Source organism: Streptomyces sp. N35 (genome assembly GCF_016464295.1).
GTDB lineage: Bacteria > Actinomycetota > Actinomycetes > Streptomycetales > Streptomycetaceae > Streptomyces.
The window spans coordinates 2,936-23,397 of the sequence record NZ_JAEIMH010000018.1 but is presented as its reverse complement, the minus strand read 5'-3'; the positions used below and the strand labels follow the sequence as shown (position 1 = coordinate 23,397).

General features: G+C 72.4%; 18 protein-coding genes and 1 pseudogene. 7 read left to right on the top strand and 12 right to left on the bottom strand.

Annotated features, from left to right (window positions below):
- Positions 1 to 27: 27 nt before the first annotated feature.
- Positions 28 to 990 (bottom strand): LnmK family bifunctional acyltransferase/decarboxylase, encoded by a 963-nt coding sequence (locus JAO81_RS12620; RefSeq protein ID WP_199547911.1) that lies wholly within the window; start codon positions 988 to 990, stop codon positions 28 to 30.
- A gap of 163 nt (positions 991 to 1,153) precedes the next feature.
- Between JAO81_RS12620 and JAO81_RS12615 the strand changes: the two genes are divergently transcribed.
- The gene (locus tag JAO81_RS12615; protein ID WP_199547910.1) at positions 1,154 to 1,720 is read left to right on the top strand and encodes an EF-hand domain-containing protein; all 567 of its coding nucleotides are present in this window, start codon (positions 1,154 to 1,156) and stop codon (positions 1,718 to 1,720) included.
- A 59-nt stretch (positions 1,721 to 1,779) separates the two neighbouring features.
- Here JAO81_RS12615 and JAO81_RS12610 read toward each other — a convergent pair whose 3' ends face one another.
- The 4 genes from JAO81_RS12610 to JAO81_RS12595 form a co-directional block, all read right to left on the bottom strand.
- On the bottom strand, positions 1,780 to 2,697 hold the full coding sequence (locus tag JAO81_RS12610) for an LLM class F420-dependent oxidoreductase (RefSeq protein ID WP_199547909.1): 918 nt from the start codon (positions 2,695 to 2,697) through the stop codon (positions 1,780 to 1,782).
- 79 nt (positions 2,698 to 2,776) lie between these two features.
- A complete protein-coding gene (locus JAO81_RS12605; RefSeq protein WP_199547908.1) occupies positions 2,777 to 3,319 on the bottom strand; it encodes an FABP family protein in 543 nt (180 codons plus the stop codon).
- 63 nt (positions 3,320 to 3,382) lie between these two features.
- Entirely contained in the window at positions 3,383 to 3,874 is a 492-nt protein-coding gene (locus JAO81_RS12600) for a barstar family protein (RefSeq protein ID WP_233415280.1), read from the bottom strand.
- Positions 3,871 to 4,311, bottom strand: a complete 441-nt coding sequence (locus tag JAO81_RS12595; RefSeq protein ID WP_199547907.1) for a ribonuclease domain-containing protein — start codon at positions 4,309 to 4,311, stop codon at positions 3,871 to 3,873. The genes JAO81_RS12600 and JAO81_RS12595 overlap by 4 nt, the downstream gene beginning before the upstream one ends.
- A gap of 127 nt (positions 4,312 to 4,438) precedes the next feature.
- Here JAO81_RS12595 and JAO81_RS12590 point away from each other — a divergent pair, with 127 nt between their 5' ends.
- From JAO81_RS12590 to JAO81_RS12580, 3 genes are read left to right on the top strand one after another with little or no spacing between them, the layout of a single operon-like run.
- Entirely contained in the window at positions 4,439 to 5,974 is a 1,536-nt protein-coding gene (locus JAO81_RS12590) for an ATP-dependent DNA ligase (RefSeq protein ID WP_199547906.1), read from the top strand.
- 16 nt (positions 5,975 to 5,990) lie between these two features.
- On the top strand, positions 5,991 to 7,559 hold the full coding sequence (locus JAO81_RS12585) for a glutamine synthetase family protein (protein WP_199547905.1): 1,569 nt from the start codon (positions 5,991 to 5,993) through the stop codon (positions 7,557 to 7,559).
- Positions 7,559 to 8,665: an amidohydrolase family protein gene (locus JAO81_RS12580; RefSeq protein WP_199547904.1), complete on the top strand. Its 1,107-nt coding sequence runs from the start codon at positions 7,559 to 7,561 to the stop codon at positions 8,663 to 8,665. The genes JAO81_RS12585 and JAO81_RS12580 overlap by 1 nt, the downstream gene beginning before the upstream one ends.
- Before the next feature lie 106 nt (positions 8,666 to 8,771).
- Here the strand turns inward: JAO81_RS12580 and JAO81_RS12575 are convergent, their stop codons facing one another.
- Both JAO81_RS12575 and rpe read right to left on the bottom strand, forming a co-directional pair.
- The gene (locus JAO81_RS12575; RefSeq protein ID WP_199547903.1) at positions 8,772 to 9,818 is read right to left on the bottom strand and encodes a sugar-binding transcriptional regulator; all 1,047 of its coding nucleotides are present in this window, start codon (positions 9,816 to 9,818) and stop codon (positions 8,772 to 8,774) included.
- Between the two features lie 126 nt (positions 9,819 to 9,944).
- Positions 9,945 to 10,631, bottom strand: coding sequence for a ribulose-phosphate 3-epimerase (gene rpe / locus JAO81_RS12570; protein ID WP_199547902.1), 687 nt, complete (start codon positions 10,629 to 10,631; stop codon positions 9,945 to 9,947).
- 126 nt (positions 10,632 to 10,757) lie between these two features.
- On the opposite strand from rpe, the gene JAO81_RS12565 reads away from it, so the two are divergent.
- Positions 10,758 to 12,989, top strand: a complete 2,232-nt coding sequence (locus JAO81_RS12565) for an MMPL family transporter (protein ID WP_199547901.1) — start codon at positions 10,758 to 10,760, stop codon at positions 12,987 to 12,989.
- 57 nt (positions 12,990 to 13,046) lie between these two features.
- Here JAO81_RS12565 and JAO81_RS12560 read toward each other — a convergent pair whose 3' ends face one another.
- The 3 genes from JAO81_RS12560 to fmt all read right to left on the bottom strand — a co-directional run bounded on the left by JAO81_RS12560 (position 13,047) and on the right by fmt (position 16,225).
- Positions 13,047 to 13,592: a hypothetical protein gene (locus JAO81_RS12560; protein WP_233415278.1), complete on the bottom strand. Its 546-nt coding sequence runs from the start codon at positions 13,590 to 13,592 to the stop codon at positions 13,047 to 13,049.
- Positions 13,593 to 13,669: 77 nt separating this feature from the next.
- The gene (locus JAO81_RS12555; RefSeq protein WP_199547900.1) at positions 13,670 to 15,094 is read right to left on the bottom strand and encodes an RsmB/NOP family class I SAM-dependent RNA methyltransferase; all 1,425 of its coding nucleotides are present in this window, start codon (positions 15,092 to 15,094) and stop codon (positions 13,670 to 13,672) included.
- Positions 15,095 to 15,292: 198 nt separating this feature from the next.
- Entirely contained in the window at positions 15,293 to 16,225 is a 933-nt protein-coding gene (gene fmt, locus JAO81_RS12550) for a methionyl-tRNA formyltransferase (RefSeq protein WP_199547899.1), read from the bottom strand.
- Between the two features lie 283 nt (positions 16,226 to 16,508).
- Here fmt and JAO81_RS12545 point away from each other — a divergent pair.
- Positions 16,509 to 17,060: pseudogene (locus JAO81_RS12545) on the top strand (hypothetical protein); the annotation flags it as partial.
- 229 nt (positions 17,061 to 17,289) lie between these two features.
- On the opposite strand, the gene JAO81_RS12540 reads toward JAO81_RS12545, so the two are convergent.
- Complete coding sequence (locus JAO81_RS12540) at positions 17,290 to 17,931, bottom strand: NADPH-dependent F420 reductase (RefSeq protein ID WP_199547898.1); 642 nt, start codon at positions 17,929 to 17,931, stop codon at positions 17,290 to 17,292.
- An 88-nt stretch (positions 17,932 to 18,019) separates the two neighbouring features.
- On the opposite strand from JAO81_RS12540, the gene JAO81_RS12535 reads away from it, so the two are divergent.
- Positions 18,020 to 18,388 (top strand): helix-turn-helix domain-containing protein, encoded by a 369-nt coding sequence (locus tag JAO81_RS12535; RefSeq protein ID WP_199547897.1) that lies wholly within the window; start codon positions 18,020 to 18,022, stop codon positions 18,386 to 18,388.
- A gap of 393 nt (positions 18,389 to 18,781) precedes the next feature.
- Here JAO81_RS12535 and JAO81_RS12530 read toward each other — a convergent pair.
- The coding region (locus JAO81_RS12530; RefSeq protein WP_199547896.1) for a primosome assembly protein PriA at positions 18,782 to 20,462 on the bottom strand (1,681 nt) is incomplete at its 5' end.

The window sequence follows — 20,462 nt, the reverse complement described above, 5'->3', positions numbered from 1 at the left end:
TCGGGCAGCGGGGGCGGACGGCCCGGGTCACGTGGCGCGCGGCGGGGTGGCCAGGCGCAGGGAGCAGACGGCGAGCAGCCGGGCGTCACGGGCGTCCTCGATGACGATGTCGACGAGTTCGTCACGGCGGTCGCCGGCCGGGCTCCATGCCTGCAGACGGGTACGGAGCACGGTCTCGGGGTCGGTGTTGGCGACGAAGCACATCCGTGCGTCGGTGACCGCGCGGTGGAGGAACTGCCGGTCACTGCGCCCCAGATGGCGCCACAGGCCGAGCAGCGCGGCATCGGCCACCGAGAAGTAGGACGCGAAGTAGAGCAGTCCGGCGCCGTTGACGTCGCGGGTCAGGTCGACCGGCTGCAGATGGGTCAGGGGCGGGCTGATCGGGATGCGGCCCTCAGCCTCGGGGTCGCCGACACGGCGCAGGCGGCGCGCGGCACGCAAAGCGGTGCGCGGCGAGTGCCGGGCGGACAGTTTGGGCAGATGCCGGAAAGCGAAACCCGGCGGGCAGGACCGTACGAGTTCGGTGTTCGCGCCGGAATCCCCGCGGGAAATCCAGCTGTTGAAGTTCTCGACGTAAATACAGTCCGGTCTGCGCCGCTCGTAAATCTCCTCGGGAGTGAGCGGCCCGTCGTCCAGCGGCCTGCCACCCGGGGAAGCCGGGTGAATACGGTGCACGGTGAGTACGGATTGCCCGCCGGCCCCGAACACCTGCGACACCACGTCGAGCCGGTCGCCGAATTGCAGTAATCCGGGGTGCGTCCCCGGTGTGGCCATCACCCGGTAATACGTGAAGGCCAGATAGGAGGGCCGTCCGCCGGCGTCCCGGGCGCGGAAGGCGTCGACGTCGCAGACCTCGCTCACGGTCTCCCACGTCCAGTCGCCGACTCTGCCGACGAACAGTGCGTTGGGTCCGCTCATACCGGGCTGGACGGTTTCGGCACGCCGCACCGTGCCCGGTGCGATGCGGCGCGCATGAGTGGCGTAGGGCATACATCAAGAGAAGCCCAGAATCGTTTCTCCGTTCAACCGACCTGGAATGCGGCGCTGTTGAACCTGTTGCACATCAGCACACCGGTCACTCGCACGAGTGATGGAACCAAAGACACCTGGAATGCACGCTGAATCGACAGCTCTCCTCGACGGAAGGATTCACATGACCGCGATGGAAACGTCCGCCCCGGTACTCTCGGCCAAACTGCACCGCATGTTCACGATGCTGGACGCAGACGGCGACGGACTGATGTCCGAGGAGGATCTGCCGCGGCTGGCCGACCGGCTGCGCGAGGGATTCGGCCGGGCCGGCGAGACCGTGCGCACCGACCGGCTGCGCGCTCTCCTCGCCGCCATCTGGGACCACCATCTCGCCCGGGCCGACGAGGACGGGGACGGCCGTATCGACGCGGCCACCTACGACCGGGCGGTCCGGCACGCGGTGGCCACGCGCCGGTCCGAACTCCTCGCTGACTTCTCGGCGATGGTCACCGCCTGGCTCGATCTGTGCGACCTCGACGGCAACGGGCTGATCGACCGCGACGAGTACCGGCTGATGCTCCGCGTGGCCTTCGACGCACCGCACGAGGCGAGCGACGCCGCCTTCGACCGGCTCGACGCCGACGGAAACGGCACGCTGGAGCCGGAGGAGGTCCAAGCCGCCGTCGAGGACTACTTCACCAGCAACGACGGTGACGCCCCGGGAAACTGGCTGTTCGGCCCGCTGTGAGCCCTGCCGGGTGGCGGCTGCGAGTCCCGCCGGGCTCCCTTCGCGTACGGAATCCGGCCTCACTTCACGTTCGCGACGACGCGCTCACCGAACAACGCTGTCTGCTCCAGGAATTCCGCCCGCGTCCCCGCGGGCAGCACGACCGTGACCCCGGTGACGCCGGCCTCGGCCTGTTCGGCCAGATCCTCGACGATCGCGTCGGCATCGAGCGCCCCGCCGGAGAACATGCTCAGCCCCCGCGGCATGAACGTGACATCGACCGGATCGGTACGGCCCACCGACTCCGCGTACTCCCGCAGGTAGTCGAGCCGGTCCCGCAGGTCGGCGAGGTTCTCGATGCCGGGCGTGCGCAGGGCCTTGGAGGCCTTGACCGGGGCCGGCATGGGGAGCCAGCCGTCGCCGAGGTCCACGACGCGGCGGATCGCCCGTCTGCTGTTGCCGCCGATCCACACGGGTATCCGCTCCTGTGCGGGCCTGGGCAGCATGGTGTTGCCTGCGGCCGCGTATCCGGAGCCTTCGAGGAGCACCGGCTCCCCGGTCCACGCGGCCCGCATGGCGCGCAGCGCTTCGTCGAGCCGGTCGTTGCGCTCGGCGAAGTCCGCGCCCAGAGCCTCGAACTCCGGCTCCAGGTAGCCCGCCCCCACCCCGAGGATGACCCGGCCGCCGGAGAGTGCGTCCAGGGTCGAGATCATCTTCGCCGAGACGAAGGGATTGCGGTACGCGGGCACGAACAGGTTGGTGTGCAGGCGCAGTTCACGGGTCGCGGCGGCCGCGAAGGACAGCGTCACCATCGGGTCGAGGGTGTGGTGCCCTCCGCGCGCGAGCCAGGCGTCGCCGGGGAAAGGGTGGTCGGTCACGAAGACCGCGTCGAAACCCGCGACCTCGGCGGCGCGCGCCATCTCCATGACGGCATCGGCGCCGATCAGATCGGCGCCTGCGTCCACCCTGTGCGTCGGGAGCCCCAGCGAGAAGAACATGCGCCAGACCGTAACTGACGGGGCGTCAGTTGTCAGTACCGTGAACCTCGGTGGGCATCGGACGCACGATCACCGGAGATCAGCCCGCCCGGTTCAGCTGCGCTCCGAGGTGATGCTGGAGCGGCTGCCCGACGGCCGCGAGGTCATGGACGAAGTCCAGGGTCGCGCCCTCGGTGAGGGTGTAGCGGCGACGCGTCGCGGTCACCTCCTTGGCCGTGGGAGTCAGCGCCACGGTGTGCGAGGCGAGTTCGGCGAGCCCTTCGCCGACACTGCCGACCATGATCTCCGTGATCCCGGTGGGCTGCGTGATCAGCGCCTCGACCCGCCCGTCCGGCTGCACCCGCCACCAGCCGCTCTCCCGGGCGGCGGGACGCAGCGGCCCGTCCTGCCCGTCGATCAGCCAGGCCCTCGCCTCGTACCGCAGGAAGGGCCGGCCGTCGTGCGAGAAGGTCACTTCCTGCGCATACGTGAAGTCCTCGGCGAGCGTCGGGTAGGTGCCGCGCCCCCTCCCCCGCCAGGTCCCGAGCAGCCACAGCGCGGGCTTGAGCAGTTCATGGGTCCTTGGCGCCTGGTCGGGGCTGGTCGCTTCGGAGTACGGGTAGGACGGGACATGGTCGGGCACGTGATCGCTCCTCGGAGTGCGGTCGTCCCGGGAAGCGTAGGGCTTCGCGGACCCGCACCGGCTTCACTCCAACGTGAGGAGGGCCGTGAGGGGTACGGCCTCGGCGAGGATCTCCCGCGCCGTCTCCCACTCCCCGGGCCGCGCCTCGGCATACGCGCGCCAGCCCGAGACCACCACGACCGTGCCCGGGGCCAGATCGCTCAGGGAGTCGGCCAGGGCGTCCCAGTTGTGGCCGAACCAGGAGGGAAAGGCCAGGGCCCGGGCGCAGACGGCCAGGAACGCGGACCTGTCCGTGACACCGGACAGGTCGAGAACGTGGAGCGGGACGGCTGAGCCGCGCGCCGACTCGACGAGCGCCGCCAGGGGCTCGGGCCGGCCGGCCCACTGGCCTGGAGGACAGCCCGCGGGACCGCCCGGATCCCCGCTCCGGCCACTGGGGTCCCCGCTGTGGCCGCCGGACATCTCGCTCTGGACACCGGACATCTCGCCCGGGCCGGCGGAACCGCCGGCCGGCTCGTCGAACCCGCCACCAGTTGCGCTGGAGCCGCGTGTCATCGCAGGACCGCCTTGAACGTGTCGTAGTGATCGTCCGTGTAGAAGAACTCCCCGCCCCGGCCGGTCACGATACGGCGCGCGCCGCGATCGCGTGCGCGGGGTGTGCGGACCGTGTACTCGCGGTAGTAGCCGCGGTTGTGGCGCGGCAGGATCCGCTCGTAGTTGCCGAAGTACGCGCCGTCCTTGTCGTACGGGAAGGGGCCGCCGGCATCGATCAGGCGCAGCGTCTGCCGTGCCTCGGCGGGCAGGGACGCCTCGGCGACGGCACGGAAGCCCTTGGCCCAGGCGGGGACCTCGTTCTGCTGTGAACGCGTCGCGGACTGCCGGGAGGCCGTGTCCGGCCCGGAGCCCGTGTCCGATGAGCAGCCCACGAGGAGCAGCGCGCACAACGCACCGACGAGCAGACGGAGGGCTGCGGGGCGGCGCCTGGGGTACATGCGGCCGATGCTGCCACGCCTGGCTGCGGTGCGCCGTTCGGCGGCCGAGGGACCGTGGGCCGGCAGCCCACCCCTGTCCGGGGGCGAAACCCCTGCGTCCCCCGCGCCCGTGGTCCACGATGAAGACATGCTGCTCGCCGACGTGGCCAGGACCTCACGGGAGATCGCCGCCACTGCCGCACGCAAGGAGAAGACCGCGCTGCTGGCCGAGCTGTTCGGGCGGATGGCCCCCGAGGAGGCGCCGCTGGTCGTCTCGTATCTCGCGGGGCGACTGCCTCAGCGGAAGATCAACGTGGGCTGGACGGCGTTCCGCGAGAAGCGGGAACCGGCCGCCACCCCGACCCTCACCGTGCAGGGAGTGCACGCCACCTTCGACCGCATCGCCGCCGTCGCGGGCAAGGGCGCCCAGGCCGAGCGCAAACGGCTGCTGCACGAGCTGCTCACCGCCGCCACCGAGGACGAGCAGCGGTTCCTGTTCGGCCTGATCGGCGGCGAGCTGCGCCAGGGCGCCCTCGACGCCCTGGCCGTGGACGGTCTCGCCGCCGCGTACGGCGCGAAGCCCGCTGCCGTACGCCGCGCCGTGATGCTCGCGGGCCGTCTCGACACGGTCGCCCAGGCCCTGATCGCGGACGGTGTGGCCGCACTCGACGCCTTCCGGCTCGACGTGGGCCGGCCGGTCCTGCCGATGCTGGCCAAGACCGCCAAGGACGTGGACGAGGCGATCGACATGGTGGGCGCCTGCGCGGTCGAGGAGAAGCTGGACGGCATCCGGGTCCAGGTCCATCGCGACGGCGACAGCGTACGGGTGTTCACCCGCACGCTCGACGAGATCACCGACCGGCTGCCCGAAGTCGTCGCGGCGGCTCAGGAGTTGACGGCCACGCGGGCCGTCCTGGACGGCGAGGTCATCGCACTCGGCCCCGAGGGACGCCCGCTGCCCTTCCAGGACATCGCGGGCCGCGTGGGCTCCAAGCTCGACGTCCCGGGCGCCCAGGCCGAGTTGCCCCTCTTCCCCGTGTTCTTCGACCTTCTGAGCGTCGACGGCCGCGATCTGCTCGATCTGCCCGCCCGCGATCGCCACGCCGAGCTGGTCCGTATCTCGCCCGAGCCGCGGCGCGTCCGCCGGTACGAGGTGACCGACCCTGACGACGTACAACTGCGGGAAGAGGCACGGGCGTTCGCGGACGAGACTCTGGCGCGCGGGCACGAGGGCGTGGTCGTCAAGGGCCTCGACGCCCCGTACAGCGCCGGGCGGCGCGGGGCGTCCTGGGTGAAGGTGAAGCCGGTGCACACGCTCGACCTCGTGGTGCTGGCAGCGGAGTGGGGCCACGGACGGCGCACGGGGAAGCTGTCGAATCTGCATCTGGGGGCGCGACGTGCGGACGGTTCGTTCGCGATGCTCGGCAAGACCTTCAAGGGGCTCACCGACGCGGTCCTCGCCTGGCAGACCGAGCGGCTGCAGGAGCTGGCGGTCGAGGACGACGGCTGGGCGGTGAAGGTGCGGCCCGAGCTGGTGGTCGAGGTGGCCTTCGACGGCGTACAGCGTTCGACCCGCTACCCGGAAGGCGTGACACTGCGCTTCGCCCGGGTGGTGCGGTACCGGGAGGACAAGACGGCCGCGGAGGCGGACACCGTGGATGCGGTGCTTGCGCTGCGGCGCTGACGGGGGAGGCGGCGACATGGGCGGATGGACACCGGACGAGGCCTGGCGGCACGCGAACGCGCTCAACGACGAGCTCGTCGGGCCGGACGAGTTCGCAGCGCACGGCGGATCCGAGAAGTACGGCGGATCCGAGAAGTACGGCGGATCCGAGAAGTACGGCGGGCCGACCGACCACGGGTACGGCCGGCAAGGCGCCCACTCGGAGCGCGTCGGCGAGCCAGTCGCCGTCCGCTACGCGGACCTCGAACAGGCCGGCGTCCACGCCGTGGCCCTGACCTGGGTGGACGTCGCGGGCATCACCAGGGTGAAGACCGTGCCGCTGTCCCGCTTCCACCAGGCCGCCGAGCACGGGGTCGGCATGTCGCCGGTCTTCGACGTCTACCTCGTGGACGACTCGGCGACCACAAGCCGGCACATCGGCGGCCCCGACGGTGACCTGCGGCTGCGTCCCGACCCGGACCGGCTCACCGTCCTTGCGGGGCAGCCGGGTTGGGCCTGGGCGCCGGTCGACCGCTACCACCAGGACGGCCGCCCGTACGAGGCGTGCCAACGCCTGTTCGCGCGGCGGATGGTGCGCCGGGCCGCCGAGCAGGGCATCGAGCTGCGCATGGGATACGAGACGGAGTGGGTGGTCTCGCGCGACGGCGCCCCCGCCTGCACCGGACCGGCCTACGGAATGGCGCGCGTCGTGGAACTGGCCGCATACCTCGACGACCTCCACACCGCCCTGCGCGCCCAGGGACTCGACGTCCTGCAGCTGCATCCCGAGTACTCACAGGGCCAGTTCGAAGTCTCGCTCGCGCCGACGGATCCGGTGGGCGCGGCGGACGAGGCCGTGCTCGTACGCGAGACGATCCGCGCCGTGTCCCTGCGGCACGGACTCACCGCGTCCTTCGGGCCGGCCATCGACGCGGACTCCGTCGGCAACGGCCGCCATCTGCATCTGAGCCTGTGGCGGGACGGACGGAATCTGTGCGGCGACGGCGGCGGCCCGTTCGGGATGACATCCCAGTGCGAGGCCTTCCTCTCGGGCGTCCTGTACGCGCTGCCCGGCCTGCTGGCCCTCGGCGCGCCCTCCCCCGCGAGCTATCTGCGTCTGCGGCCCTCCCGGTGGGCAGGCGCATACCGCTGCTGGGGCCTGGAGAACCGCGAGGCCGCGCTGCGGTTCATCGCCGGACAGCCGGGTGAGCGAGGTGATCCGAGCGCGACAGGCGAGCCCGCCGATCCGAGCGCCCCGGGCCGGCCCGGCTTCCCCGGGGCCGCCAACGCCGAGATCAAATGCTTCGACCCGGCGGCCAACCCCTATCTCGTCGTGGGCGCGGTGATCGCCGCGGGCCTCGCCGGTCTTGACGCCCAACTCGCCCTGCCCGCACCGGTGTCCGGCGACCCGGTACGCCAGGACAAGGACCGGCTGCCGACCTCCCTCACCGAGGCCGTCGCCGCCTTCTCGTCCTCCACCGTGCTGCGCGAGGCCCTGGGGGACGCGCTGTCCGATGCGGTGATCGCCGTACGGACGGCGGAGGCGAAACTCTTCGACGGGGTACCGGCGCAGGAGCTCGCCGAGGCGACGAGGAACCGCTACTGATGCCGCAGCTCGTCGACCACCACTGCCACGGAATCGTCCGCGAGGACCTCACCCGTGCCGGCTTCGAGGCGTATCTGACCGAATCCCCGGACCCGGCCCCGCCCGGCACCAGCTTCTTCGACACCCAACTCGGCTTCGCCGTCCGCCGGTTCTGCCCACCGCTGCTCGGACTCGACCCGCACTGCGACCCGGACGTCTATCTCCAGGAACGGACGAAGCTCGGCGCCGAGGAAGTCGCGCGCCGGTTCCTGGGTGCCGCGGGCATCGCGGAGTTCTACGTCGACACGGGCCTGCCCGGCGACCTCACCACTCCGCAGGAGCTGGCCGGGCTGAGCGGTGCGACGGCACGCGAGATCGTGCGCCTCGAACACCTCGCGGAACGTACCGCCGCGGCCGCGAAGGACCCCGCGGAGTTCCTGGCCGTACTGGACGGACGGATCACGCAAGCGGCGCGCACGGCGGCCGGATTCAAGTCCGTCGTCGCCTACCGGCACGGCCTCGACCTGCCGCCGGAGCCGCCCGGGCGCCGCGCCGTCGAGGACGCGCTCGCCCGCTGGCTGCCCACGGGCGGGGCCCGGGTCACCGACCCCGTCCTCCTGCGGCATCTGCTCTGGTCGGCGGCCCGCACCGGCCGCCCGCTCCAGCTGCACACCGGCTTCGGCGACCCCGACCTGCGCCTGCACCGTGCGGATCCCCTGCTGCTCACGGAGTTCATCGAGGCGGTACGCCCGACCAGGTGCACCCTCGTGCTGCTGCACTGCTACCCGTACCACCGGCAGGCGGGCTATCTGGCACAGGTCTATCCGCACGTGTACGCGGACCTGGGGCTCACCCTCAGCCACACCGGAGCACGTGCGACGGCGGTCCTCGCGGAGATGCTGGAGCTCACACCGTTCGGGAAGCTGCTGTTCTCGACGGACGCCTACGGGCTGCCCGAGCTGTATCTCGTCGGCGCGCACCTGTTCCGCGTGGCGGGTGGCCCGCCGGCCTGCGGCCGGGGGGGGGGGGGGGGGGCGGGGGGGGCCCGGGGCGCCGGCCGGGGCCCCCCCCCCGACCGGGTCAGGGACCTGGTCGGCGCCGGGAACGCCCGCAGAATCTACGCGTAGCGCCGCAGGATCCGCTCCTGGCAACGCAACGCAGCGCACGATCCACTCGCGGCGCCCCAAGACCTGCTCGTGCCGCCCTCAAGACCCGCTCGCGGCGCCCCAGAGCCTACTCGCCGTCCGGGTCCGCGCGGTCGAGCGCGGGCTTGGGCGCGGAGCCCGCGGACAGCAGGTAGTCGGCCGCGGCGGTGTCCGTGACCAGGCTGGTCACCAGGCCGGAGCGGAGCACCGCGTCGATGGCCGCGGCCTTGCGCTGACCGCCCGCGATCGCCACGACCTCGGGGATACGGCGCAGCCGGTCGGCCTCGACCGTGATGCAGCGCTCTCCCAGGTCACGCCCCACGCGGCGGCCGTCGACGTCGAAGAGATGCGCGGACATCTCGGCGGCGACACCGAGCGACGCGTAGTGCGCGCGCTCCTCGTCGCTGAGCATGTCGTGCACCGTGGAGATGCCCGGCTCCCAGGAGCCGATGGACACACACGCGACGGTGACCTTGTCGAAGTACTCGAAGGCCCGCGCGATCCCCGTCTGGTTGCGCAGCGCGGCGGCGGTGGCCGCGTCCGGCAGCAGCATCGGCGCGTAGATCGGGTGGGCGTCACCACCGGAGACCTGCGCGGCCCGTCTGACCGCCTCGACGGAGCCCCGCTCGGCGGTCCCGGCGTCGTACACACCCGTCAGCTGCACCACCGTGCACGGCGGCAGCCGGTCGAGCGCGGCGGCCATGTTGATGGTGGACCGGCCCCAGGCGAGACCGAGCACATCCCCCTCGTTCACCAGCTCACCGAGCAGGTCGGCGGCGACCTCCCCGAGGTTCTCCGGGTCGGGCGACTGCTCCTCCGACTCGGCGGGCGACTCGACGACGACCGCGTGCCGCAGGCCGTAGCGGGCCCGCAGCTTGTCGGAGCGCTCCGCGTCCAGCTCCGCCGGAACCCGGATCTCGATCCGTACGAGATCCCTCTCCAGAGCGGTCTCCAGGACCCTCGCGACCTTGAAGCGGCTGACGCCGAACTCCTCCGCGATCTGGATCTTGGATTTGCCCTCCAGGTAGAAGCGGCGGGCCATGGCCGCCGCCTGCACCAGCTCAGCGGGTCCCATCCGCAGGGCTGGCCTCCCCGCTGACATGCCCGTCACGGCGATCTCCTCACTGCTGTTCACACGTTCAACTGGGCGACTCGCCGTTCATCCTTGCAGATCCGGCGGTGCTTGATCAGTCCTGAAGGGCCCCGTTCGCCACCGAACCCGCCCGTTCATCTCCTGATGGTCCGGGCGATACCCGTCGATTCAGTGACCGCAGGCCCAGGCCGCCGAAGCGGTGGCGCCCTCGGCCTTGGCGCGCAGAGCGGCCACCGCGGCGGCCGGGTCCTCCTTGCCGTACACGGCCGACCCTGCCACGAACACGTCCGCGCCGGCCTCGGCGCACCGCTCGATCGTGGACTCGGCGACCCCGCCGTCGATCTGCAGCCACAGCTCCAGACCGTGCTTCGCGATCAGCTCACGGGTGCGGCGGATCTTCGGCAGCATGATGTCGAGGAAGGCCTGACCGCCGAAGCCCGGCTCCACGGTCATGATCAGCAGCATGTCCAGCTCGGGCAGCAGATCCTCGTACGGCTCGATGGGCGTGGCCGGCTTCAGCGCCATCGAGGCGCGGGCGCCCTTGGCACGGATCTCGCGTGCCAGCCGTACAGGGGCCGCGGCTGCCTCGACGTGGAACGTGACGGAGGAGGCCCCCGCTTCTACGTACTGGGGCGCCCAGCGATCGGGGTCCTCGATCATCAGGTGGCAGTCCAGCGGAGTGTCCGTCGCACGGCTCAGGGACTCTACGATCGGGACGCCGAGCGTGAGGTTCGGGACGAAGTGGTTGTCCATGACGTCGACATGGAGCCAGTCGGCCCCTTCGACGGCCTTCGCCTCGTCGGCAAGGCGCGCGAAGTCGGCGGACAGGATGCTGGGACTGATCTGAACGGCCATGCCCCAAGACTGCCATGCCCAAGGAGCGTTGCTGTCCGCGGTACGGGGCCTTGGACCCGTAGCCCCGAATTCCTCCCGGGATCACGGACGGACGTGCCATTCTGGCGCCCGGCGACCGTGGTCGTTATGTGGGGTGGGCACCTATTTGGGGGGTGCGTCGTGCCGGACGCGGAGACAGCGGGCACCACCGGGGAAGCTCCGAAGGGAATCCGGGAAGTACCGAAGGGCACAGGCGAACGACGGGGTGTCGCCTGGCTCGTGTGCGGCCGACGCTCGAAGTGGGTCGTCGTCGTGCTCTGGCTGGTGGCCATCGTCCTGATGTCCCCGCTGGCCCAGAAGCTCACCGACGCCCAGGACAACGACAACGCGTCCTGGCTGCCGGGCGACGCCGAATCCACCCAAGTCCTCCAGCTCTCCGAGGACTTCCGGCCCGAGCAGCTGCCGACGGTGATCCTCTACGTACGCGAGGGAGGGCTCACCGAAGCCGACCGGACGAAGATCGCCGACGATGTGGCGGCGTTCAAGGGGCTGACCGCGCACGGGATCCGCGGCGCGGAGACCCAGGACCCGGTCGACTCCGACGACAAGGCGGCCGCGCAGGTCTTCGTCCCCATCACGATGGACGAGAAGGGCTGGGAGCGGATCGCACCGGCGGTCGACGAGCTCCGCGAGGTCGCGGGCGAGGGCTCGGGCGGTCTCGAGGTCTATGTGACGGGCCCGGGCGGCACCACCGCCGACTTCTCCGAGGCCTTCGAAGGCATCGATTCCACGCTCCTGTTCGCCGCGATGGGCGTGGTGATCGTGATGCTCCTGATCACGTACCGCAGCCCGTCCCTGCTGCTCGTCCCGCTCGTGTCCGTCGTGGGCGCGCTGTTCACGGCGCAGGCCATCGTCTATCTCCTCGCCGAGAACGCGGGTCTCACGGTCAACGGCCAGAGCGCGGGCATCCTCACGGTCCTCGTCTTCGGCGCGGGCACGGACTACGCACTGCTGCTCGTCGCCCGCTACCGCGAGGAGCTCCACCGGCACGACGACCGCCATGAAGCCATGGCCCTTGCCCTGCACCGCGCCGGGCCCGCCGTGCTCGCCTCCGGCGCGACCGTGATGCTCGGCATGCTGGTGCTGCTCTTCGCCGACATGAACTCGACCAGCGGCCTCGGCCCGGTCGCCGCGATCGGCGTGGCCGTCGCGCTGCTGGCCATGCTGACGCTGTTCCCCGCACTGCTCGTGATCTTCGGCCGGTGGATCTTCTGGCCGGTGATCCCGCACTACGACACCGCCGAACCGACCGAGACCGGCCTGTGGGCCCGTATCGGCCGCCGTATCGCCGTACGCCCCCGGGCGATCTGGGCCGCGACGGCCGTCGTGCTCGCGGCGTTCTCGCTCGGACTGATGCAGCTGCGCGCCGAGGGCCTCAGCAACGCGGACGCGTTCACGGACACCCCGAGTTCGATCGTCGGCCAGCGCGTCCTGGAGGAACACTTCGCGGCCGGATCAGGCGACCCGCTGTACATCGTGGCGTCCGCCGGGCAGGGCGAGGCGGTGGGCCGCGCGATCGCCGGCACCGACGGGGTCGTCGCTCAGTCCGTCCGGCCCGCGCCGGGCGCCAAGGCCGAACACGAGGGCCGCATCCTGCTCGAAGCCACCATGGACTCGCCGTCCGACAGCCCCGAGGCAAAGAACACGGTGGAACGCGTCCGCGACGCGGTGCACGCCGTACCGGACGCGGACGCGAAGGTCGGCGGCAACACGGCGGCGCTGTTGGACATGGACGAGGCGACCACGCACGACAACATCCTGATCATCCCGCTGGTCCTGCTCGTCGTCTTCCTGGTCCTGATCGTCCTGCTGCGGGCCCTGATCGCCCCGCTGATCCTGATCGCGACGGTCGTCCTGTCCTTCGCGGCGGCGCTGGGCATCAGCGCGCTCGCCTTCCGGTACCTCTTCGACTACGCGGGCGAGACCACGGACTTCCCGCTCTTCGTCTTCGTCTTCCTGGTGGCGCTCGGCATCGACTACAACATCTTCCTGACCACCCGCATCCGCGAGGAAGCGCTGCGCAAGGGCACCCGTGCGGGCGTTCTGACGGGCCTGTCCGCGACCGGCGCGGTCATCACCTCGGCGGGCCTGGTCCTGGCCGGCACGTTCGCGGCCCTGGCGACGCTCCCGATGGTGGCCTTCGCCGAGATCGGCTTCGCGGTCGCCCTCGGCGTCCTCCTGGACACCTTCGTCGTACGGTCGGTCCTGGTGACGTCCCTGTTCCTGGACGTGGGCCCGAAGGTGTGGTGGCCGCACCGGCTGGCCCGCGAGGACCCTCCTGTCCCCGTCGCTCAGGAGGAGCCGGCCCTGCGGGACTGAGAGTCCACGCGACACCGCAGCTCATCGCACCTCAACGCACCTCATCGCACCGGGAGTTCAGGCCGCCACGGTGAAGTCGGCCGCAGCTCGCACCAGTCGGTCGAGTTCGTGCGCCGACGCCGGCGCCAGGCGATAGACACCGTGCACGCCGATGTGGTGCAGCAGCTCGCCGTCCACGACGTTGCGCAGCGTGCGCTCGCCGCGCCTGGAGGTGTACGTCAGCCGCTCCAGGAGGTCGCCGGGTATCGCCGTGCCGAAGCTCAACGGCGCACCCGGCGGCCCGAACACCACTTCGCCGACACAGCCCGCCTTCAGCGGACGCCAGCGCATCACCTTGGCGTAGTCGTCGTCGTCCAGAAGCGACCCGGTGTCCTCGTACGGCATGAGCCGCGCGACGTCGAGAGCACCGAGCACGTACAGCTTCCGCCGGAAGAGCCGTATCGGATGGATACGGTCGCCGGGCTGCACGCCCGCGCTGCGAAAGCTGGGCAGCGACTGATGCGGCCCGCCGAAGAGCACGGAGAGCCGCTCCCCCGCGTAGCCCTCGCGCTGGAGCTCACGGCACAGGTCGTTGGTCCACAAGGTCGTGTACGAGTTCGCCATGCGGGCAACGTAGGTGCCGCCACTGACAACGCAGGGGGCGTGAGCCGCGCGCTCACGCCCCCGGCCACCTCACGACCTCAGCCCGTACGCCGGATCAGCGCCAGATACATCGCGTCCGTGCCGTGCAGGTGCGGCCACAGCTGGATGTCCGGGCCCTCGCCCAGGGCCGGGACGTCCGGCAACAGCGAGCGGGCGTCGAGGAGTTCGGTGCCCGGGACGCGCTTCATCACGTCGTCGACGACCGCGCGGGTCTCCGCGATGTGCGGCGAGCACGTCGCGTAACCGACGACGCCGCCGACACGGACCGCCGCCAACGCCTCGGTCAGCAGCCCCCGTTGGAGCGGGGCGAAGCCGTCGAGGTCCTCGGGACGGCGGCGCCAGCGCGCCTCGGGGCGGCGGCGCAGGGCGCCGAGTCCCGTACAGGGGACGTCCATCAGGACCCGGTCGAAGGTGCCGGGACGCCACGGCGGACGGGTGCCGTCCGCGGCGATGACCTGGTACGGGCCGGGGTTGCCGGCCAGCGCCTGGGCGACGAGCCCGGCGCGGTGCGGCTGCTTTTCCGACGCGAGCAGGAACGCGCCGCGCTCGGACGCGAGTCCGGCCAGCATCGCGGCCTTGCCGCCGGGCCCCGCGCACCCGTCGAGCCAGCGCTTGTCGGAGCCTTCGACGGGCGCGTTGGCCAGCGCGAGGGCCACCAACTGGCTGCCCTCGTCCTGCACTCCGGCCCGTCCTTCGCGTACGGGATCGAGCGCCCCCGGCTCGCCGCCTTCGGTGAGCCGTACGGCGTACGGAGACCAGCGGCCGGGCAGCGCGGAGTCGGCGGGCAGCGCGTCGAGCAGTTCGGTACCGGTGATGCGGCCGGGACGCGCCACGAGGGTCACCTCGGGCCGCTCGTTGTCGGCTTCGAGGAGGTCCTCGATACCCGCACGGCCGCCGCCGAGCGCGTCCCACAGCGCGCCGACCACCCAGCGCGGATGCGAGTGGACGATCGCCAGGTGGTCCTCGGGATCCTCGTCGTAGGGCGGGGCGACCCTGGCGACCCAGCCGTCGAGGTCGTCGGCGGCGACCTTGCGGAGGACGGCGTTGACGAACTTCGCGCGCCCGTCGCCGAGCACGACACGCGCCAGCTCCACCGTCGCCGACACCGCGGCATGCGTCGGGATACGGGTCCCGAGCAGCTGGTGCGCGCCGAGGCTCAGCACATCGAGCACCGGCGGGTCGACCTCGCGCAGCGGCCGGTCCACGCAGGACGCGATGATCGCGTCGTACGTGCCCTGCCGGCGCAGCGTCCCGTACACCAGCTCGGTCGCGAGCGCGGCGTCCCGTGCGTCGAAGTCCGCGTTCTTCTCGCGCGCCTTGCGAAGGAGCGGCGGCAGGACGAGATTCGCGTACGCGTCCCGCTCGTCCACCGCCCGCAGCGCCTCGAACGCGAGGATGCGCACCGGGTCCTTCTGGGGCCTGCGGTGCTTGCGCGGGGGGTGACGGCGGGGCTGGTCGTTCACGAAAGGTGCTCCGGATTCTGGATGCTGTGTTTTCCCAGGGGGACAACCCCCGGGCCCCGGCCCGACGAGCAGGTCGGCCGGCGCGGCCGGTGCGGACCTGCGAGGCAGCGGGTGGACAGGCCCTACCAGCGTAAGGGCGGGGCCACGGCGCGGCCCGGCGCCGTTGCGCGGAGCCGGGCCATGAGCCGATACGACAGGTCAGGCGCCCACGCGCTCCCCCGCCGTGATGCGCACGCCGCGCGCCCAGTCCGCCGCCTTCATCGGCTTCTTGCCCTGCGGCTGGACCCACAGGAGCTCGACGGCGTGCGAGCCGGTGCCGACGTACACGTTGTTCTTGCCGGCTTCGAGGGCGCCGGGCGCGAGGTCCGTGCGCTCGGGCACGAGGGCGGCGGCGATCAGCTTGAGGCGCTCGCCGCGGAAGACGGTCCAGGCACCGGGGGCGGGCGTGCAGCCGCGGACCACGCGGTCGACCCGCATCGCGGGGGCGGCCCAGTCGATCTGCGCGTCCTCGACAGTGATCTTCGGCGCGAGCGAGATGCCGTCGGCGGGCTGGGGCACGGCCACGAGGGTGCCGTCCTCGATGCCGTCCATGGTCGCCTCGAGCAGCCCGGAGCCTGCGAAGGCGAGCCGGGTCAGCAGGTCACCGCTGGTGTCCGTGGGCCGGACCTCCTCGGTGATCGTGCCGAACACCGGGCCCGAATCCAGGCCCTCCTCGATCAGGAAGGTCGAGGCACCGGTGATCTGATCCCCGGCCATGATCGCGTGCTGCACGGGCGCGGCACCGCGCCAGGCGGGCAGCAGCGAGAAGTGCAGATTGACCCAGCCGCGCGTGGGCACGTCCAGGGCCACCTTGGGCAGCAGCGCGCCATAGGCCACGACCGGGCAGCAGTCGGGGCCGATCTCGCGCAGCCGGGCGAGGAACTCCTCGTCACGCGGCCGGTTCGGCTTGAGCACCTCGATGCCCGCCTCTTCGGCGCGCTCCGCGACGGGACTCGCGACGAGCCGGCGGCCGCGCCCCGCGGGGGCGTCCGGCCTGGTGACGACGGCGGCCACCTCGTGCCGTCCGGAGGCGATCAGGGCGTCAAGAGCGGGAACGGCGACCTCGGGGGTGCCTGCGAAGACCAGCTTCATCGGTGGCTGAGGGCCTCTCGAGCGGGGACGTGAAGAGCAGCGCACCAGTCTATGAGGCGGCGGGCGTCCGGCGTACGCCCCGGGTGCGGTGTCCGCCTCCCGGTGGCGCGGCGCGGCCGGGCACCCTGGGGCGTGCGCACAGCCGCGCGCCCCTCGCATATGCGCATACGCCCCTCCACCGTGACCAGATCCCAGGCTGACGCGTTGGTCAAGAAAGAGTTGACCAGACAGGGGCCGCGAGCGCGGCCCGACCCTTTTCATCGCCGGTTCGAGAGGCTTGTTCATGGCCGACCACGCAACCCACGACGCCCAGGCACGGGCCAGCCTGCACCTCCTGGTGCGGGACATCGAGCGGGTCCGCCGGCAGGTGGACGCACTGCGCACCCTCACCGCCCAGTTGGGGAACGTCTACCGCCCGCGCCGCTCCGGTCCTTCCACGGGCTTCGTCGTGTACGGGCGTGCCCCCGCCCCCACCGTCCGCCTCGCCCAGGAGCTGCGCGACAGCGTCGAGACCCTGGTCACGGCGGCGGTGGACTTCGACCGCTCGCTCGGATTCTCCTGGGACGCGGTGGGCTCCGCGCTCGGGGTCACCAAGCAGGCGGTGCACCGCCGTTACGGAGCCCGGCGGGCCACGGCACAGGCCGCCGCCGAGGCCGAGCGCGCCACGGACACCGGCGCACGTCCGGTGGGCATCGGCGCGGGCCTGCCGTCCGTACCCGCCGCCCGCTCCATGCCGACCCAGCCGACGGCGGGCAGCCCTGTCCTGCGGGAGACCCCCGCGGGCCCGGTGCTGCGCGAGGACCCCCGCCCGGGCGCCTTCCCGGGCCCGCGCAACCACGGGCTGACGCCACGGCAGCGGAACCCCGACACTGCTGCCTTGTCCGCAGGCCGAGCCGAGATGCCCCCGCTCCTGGCGCCCAGCGCCCGGAGCGGGGGCATTTCTGCTGCCTTGCGGAGGGCTGCCTTGCGGAAGGTGTGGGCGTCATCCGGCCGGCCGCACAGGGCCAGCCCACCGCTCAGCCCATCACCATGCCGCGTACGCCCTCATCCGGCCGCGTACGCTCTCATCCGGCCGCGTACGCCAGCGGCGGCGCGATCGCCTGGACGTCCGCCCCCTCCCCCACCCACAGCCCGATGAACAGGGCCGCGGCCGCCTCCAGGAGACCCGCCCGCTCGAGCCCGCCACCGGCCACGGGTGCACAGCCCACGTCCCGCACCAACTCGCGTACGGACGTGAGCGCCTCATCGTCGTCACCGCACACCGGTACGGCCAGCGGGCGACCGTCGAAGACCGGCGGCCGCATCCGCCACACGTCCTCGTGGCACAGGTTGAAAGCCTTGACCACACGGGCTCCCGGCGCCGCCTCGGCCAGCAACTGTGCCGCTGACGGCCCTCGTTCCGTGAGCAGCCGGAAGCCCGGGCCGACCGGGTTGGAGCAGTCGACGAGGACCTTGTCCGCCAACTCCGCCCGCACGGCCCGTACGACCTCTGCCCCTGCGCCGAAGGGCAGCGCGGCAAGCACCACGTCACCGGACTGGGCGGCCCCGCGCAGACCGGCACCCTGCGCGCCGCCTCCGATGCGCTCGGCAAGCCGCCGCGCCTTGGCCGGGTCGCGTCCCCCGAGGGTGAGTTCATGCCCGGCGCGTGCCCATTGAGTGGCGAGCGCGTCCGCCATGTTCCCCGTCCCCAGCACGCCGATTCTCATCACACATTCCCTCTCGCCACCGGATTCGGCCTTCCGTATTCGGCCTTCCGTACCGACGCTAGAGAGCGGCTCGGGCACCATTTGGTACGTGACCACCGATGCCTTCCTCGCCGACTGCCGCGCCCGGCTCGCCTTCGACCTGTTCGCCAACACCTGGAACGCCGTGGTGCTCTGGGCCCTGCGCGACGGCCCGAAGCGTCCGGTCGCGCTGCGGGAACAGATCGGGGGGATCAGCTCGAAGGTCCTCACCGAGACCTTGCGGCGGCTGCAGTTCAACGGTCTTGTCGACCGGCGGGAACACCCCGGAGCACCGCCGCACGTCGCGTATGAACTCACCGCGCTTGGACGGACCTTGCTGGCGCCGATCGACGCGGTCGGCGCCTGGGCCTTCGCCCACGGTGATGAAGTGATGGCCGCCCAGGAAGCCGCGGGCAGCAAGCCTCCCGGCGCACGCTAGGCAGTCCCGGCATCAGCGGCCCGCGGGCCCCGGTCCGGTCCGCCTGCACTTTGACCGCCGCAGAGCCTGCCCCGCCCGCCTGCACTCTCGCCGGCCGCAGACACTGGCCTGCCTGCACTCTCGCCGGCCGCAGACACTGGCCCCGCCCGCCTACACCTGCCGCAGACCCTGGCCCCGTCCGACGTCCCCCGCCACCTGGGCGCAGCCCTTGGCGCCGTCCATCTGCCCCGCCACCCGGGCGCAGACCGTGGCCCGTACGCCTACCTCGCTACCCGGCCGCCCGCCGCTGGACCCGTCCGCCGGCCGCCCGGGCGCAGGCCCCGGCCCCGCTTGCCGACCCCCAGCAGCCCAGCAGCCCAGCCACCGACCACCGACAGCCCAACCACCCACCCCTCACCCAATATCCGGCGGATCGATCCGGATCCGCACCCCGGACTCACCGCCCGAAACCCCGGCCCCGCGAGCCATCCGCCCGGCCTGAGCGGCCTTCAGGGCGGCGGCCAGGGCCGCACCGCTCCCCGGGCGCACCCGGACCAGAGCCCGCTCCCACTGCTCCCCCACCGGGGCCGCCCCCGTGCGCTTGGGCCGCGACGGATCCGTCACCGGGAGCGGCACGGGGCCCAATACCTCGGCGTCGGCGGGCAGTTCGGCCCCCGCGAGAAACTCCGCCACCGCCTCGGGCCGCCCCGATACCGCGGCCATCCGCGAGACCGGCGGAAAGCCCAGCTCGGCCCGCTCGGCAAGCTCCCGCACCGCATGCCCGACCGGGTCCCACCGCACCAGCGCCTGTACGGGGCGCTGCGTCGGCTCGCCGACGACCACGACCGTGCCGCCGTCGCCCTGCCCCCGTACGAGCGAAGAGGCCCCGATCCACCGGCGCAACGCGTCCTCGGCGGCCCGCAGATCGGGCCGCCCGAGCATGGTCCACCCGTCGAGCAGCAGCGCCGCCGCGTAACCGCCCTCGGCGACCGGCTCGGCGCCGGGCGTCGAGACGACAAGGGACGGCTGGTCCGGTACGGACTCCAGAATGTGCTCGCGCCCCGACGTCCGCACCGGCACGGCGGGAAAGGCCCGCCCCAGCTCCTCGGCGGTACGCCGCGCTCCCACGATCTGCGCCCGCAGCCTGAACGACCCGCACTCGGGACAGTGCCACTCGCCCTCGGTCCGCCCGCACCACGCGCAGTGCAGCGGCCCCGTGTCCTGCGCCTCGAGCGGCCCGGCGCACTCCTTGCAGCGGGCCGGCTCCCGGCACCGTTCACACGCGAGGCGGGGCACATAGCCCCGCCGGGGCACCTGCACGAGCACGGGTCCGCGCGTGAGCCCCTCCTTGGCGATCTGCCACGCGAGCGACGGAAGCCGCGCCGCACGGGCCGCAGCGTCCCGCGCGACGTCCCCGTCCCCGACGGTCCGCACCAGGGGCGCGGCGATCCGCACCTGCTCGCGGTCGGCGACCAGCGGCTTGGCCCAGCCGCTCTCGACCAGCTGCGCCGCCTCCACGGTGCAGCTCCAACTGCCCAGCAGAAACGCGCACTTGTCGTGGGCGGCCCGAAGCAGCAGCACATCGCGGGCATGCGGCTGCGGCGCGTGCAGCTCGCTGTGGTTGCCGTCGCCGTCGTCCCAGATCGCCACCAGGCCCAGGTTCTGCACCGGCGCGAACATCGCGGCGCGCGTGCCCACCACGGCCCGCACCGAGCCGCGGCGCACGGCCAGCCACTCCGCGTACCGCTTCTGCGGCCCCGCGTCCGCCGTGAGCAGCGCATGCCGCCCCTCGCCGAGCACCGCGGTCAGCGCGGCATCCACCCGGCTCGCGGTCTTGCCGTCGGGTACGACGACCAGCGCGCCACGTCCTGAGGCGAGCGTGGCGGCGACGGCCCGCGCGAGCTCCTCGCTCCAGTGGGGCCCGGGCAGCGCGTTCCACACGGCCCGTGGCGCCCCGCCGGACGCCAGCGACTCCAGGAACGCGGGCCCCTGCCCGTACCGCCCCCATGTCCCGGCCTCGGGCTTCGCCCGCGCGGGCCGGGGCCGGCGGGGGCCCCCTGGGCTCCCCCCGGCGTGTGGGCGGGGGGGGGGGCCC

What these genes read in the sequence shown, in the direction of transcription:
- JAO81_RS12620 (WP_199547911.1), bottom strand. Translation starts at nt 990, where the DNA reads ATGCCCTACGCCACTCATGCGCGCCGCATCGCACCGGGCACGGTGCGG.
- JAO81_RS12615 (WP_199547910.1), top strand. Translation starts at nt 1,154, where the DNA reads ATGACCGCGATGGAAACGTCCGCCCCGGTACTCTCGGCCAAACTGCAC.
- JAO81_RS12610 (WP_199547909.1), bottom strand. Translation starts at nt 2,697, where the DNA reads ATGTTCTTCTCGCTGGGGCTCCCGACGCACAGGGTGGACGCAGGCGCC.
- JAO81_RS12600 (WP_233415280.1), bottom strand. Translation starts at nt 3,874, where the DNA reads ATGACACGCGGCTCCAGCGCAACTGGTGGCGGGTTCGACGAGCCGGCC.
- JAO81_RS12595 (WP_199547907.1), bottom strand. Translation starts at nt 4,311, where the DNA reads ATGTACCCCAGGCGCCGCCCCGCAGCCCTCCGTCTGCTCGTCGGTGCG.
- JAO81_RS12590 (WP_199547906.1), top strand. Translation starts at nt 4,439, where the DNA reads ATGCTGCTCGCCGACGTGGCCAGGACCTCACGGGAGATCGCCGCCACT.
- JAO81_RS12585 (WP_199547905.1), top strand. Translation starts at nt 5,991, where the DNA reads ATGGGCGGATGGACACCGGACGAGGCCTGGCGGCACGCGAACGCGCTC.
- JAO81_RS12580 (WP_199547904.1), top strand. Translation starts at nt 7,559, where the DNA reads ATGCCGCAGCTCGTCGACCACCACTGCCACGGAATCGTCCGCGAGGAC.
- rpe (WP_199547902.1), bottom strand. Translation starts at nt 10,631, where the DNA reads ATGGCCGTTCAGATCAGTCCCAGCATCCTGTCCGCCGACTTCGCGCGC.
- JAO81_RS12565 (WP_199547901.1), top strand. Translation starts at nt 10,758, where the DNA reads ATGTGGGGTGGGCACCTATTTGGGGGGTGCGTCGTGCCGGACGCGGAG.
- JAO81_RS12560 (WP_233415278.1), bottom strand. Translation starts at nt 13,592, where the DNA reads ATGGCGAACTCGTACACGACCTTGTGGACCAACGACCTGTGCCGTGAG.
- fmt (WP_199547899.1), bottom strand. Translation starts at nt 16,225, where the DNA reads ATGAAGCTGGTCTTCGCAGGCACCCCCGAGGTCGCCGTTCCCGCTCTT.
- JAO81_RS12540 (WP_199547898.1), bottom strand. Translation starts at nt 17,931, where the DNA reads ATGAGAATCGGCGTGCTGGGGACGGGGAACATGGCGGACGCGCTCGCC.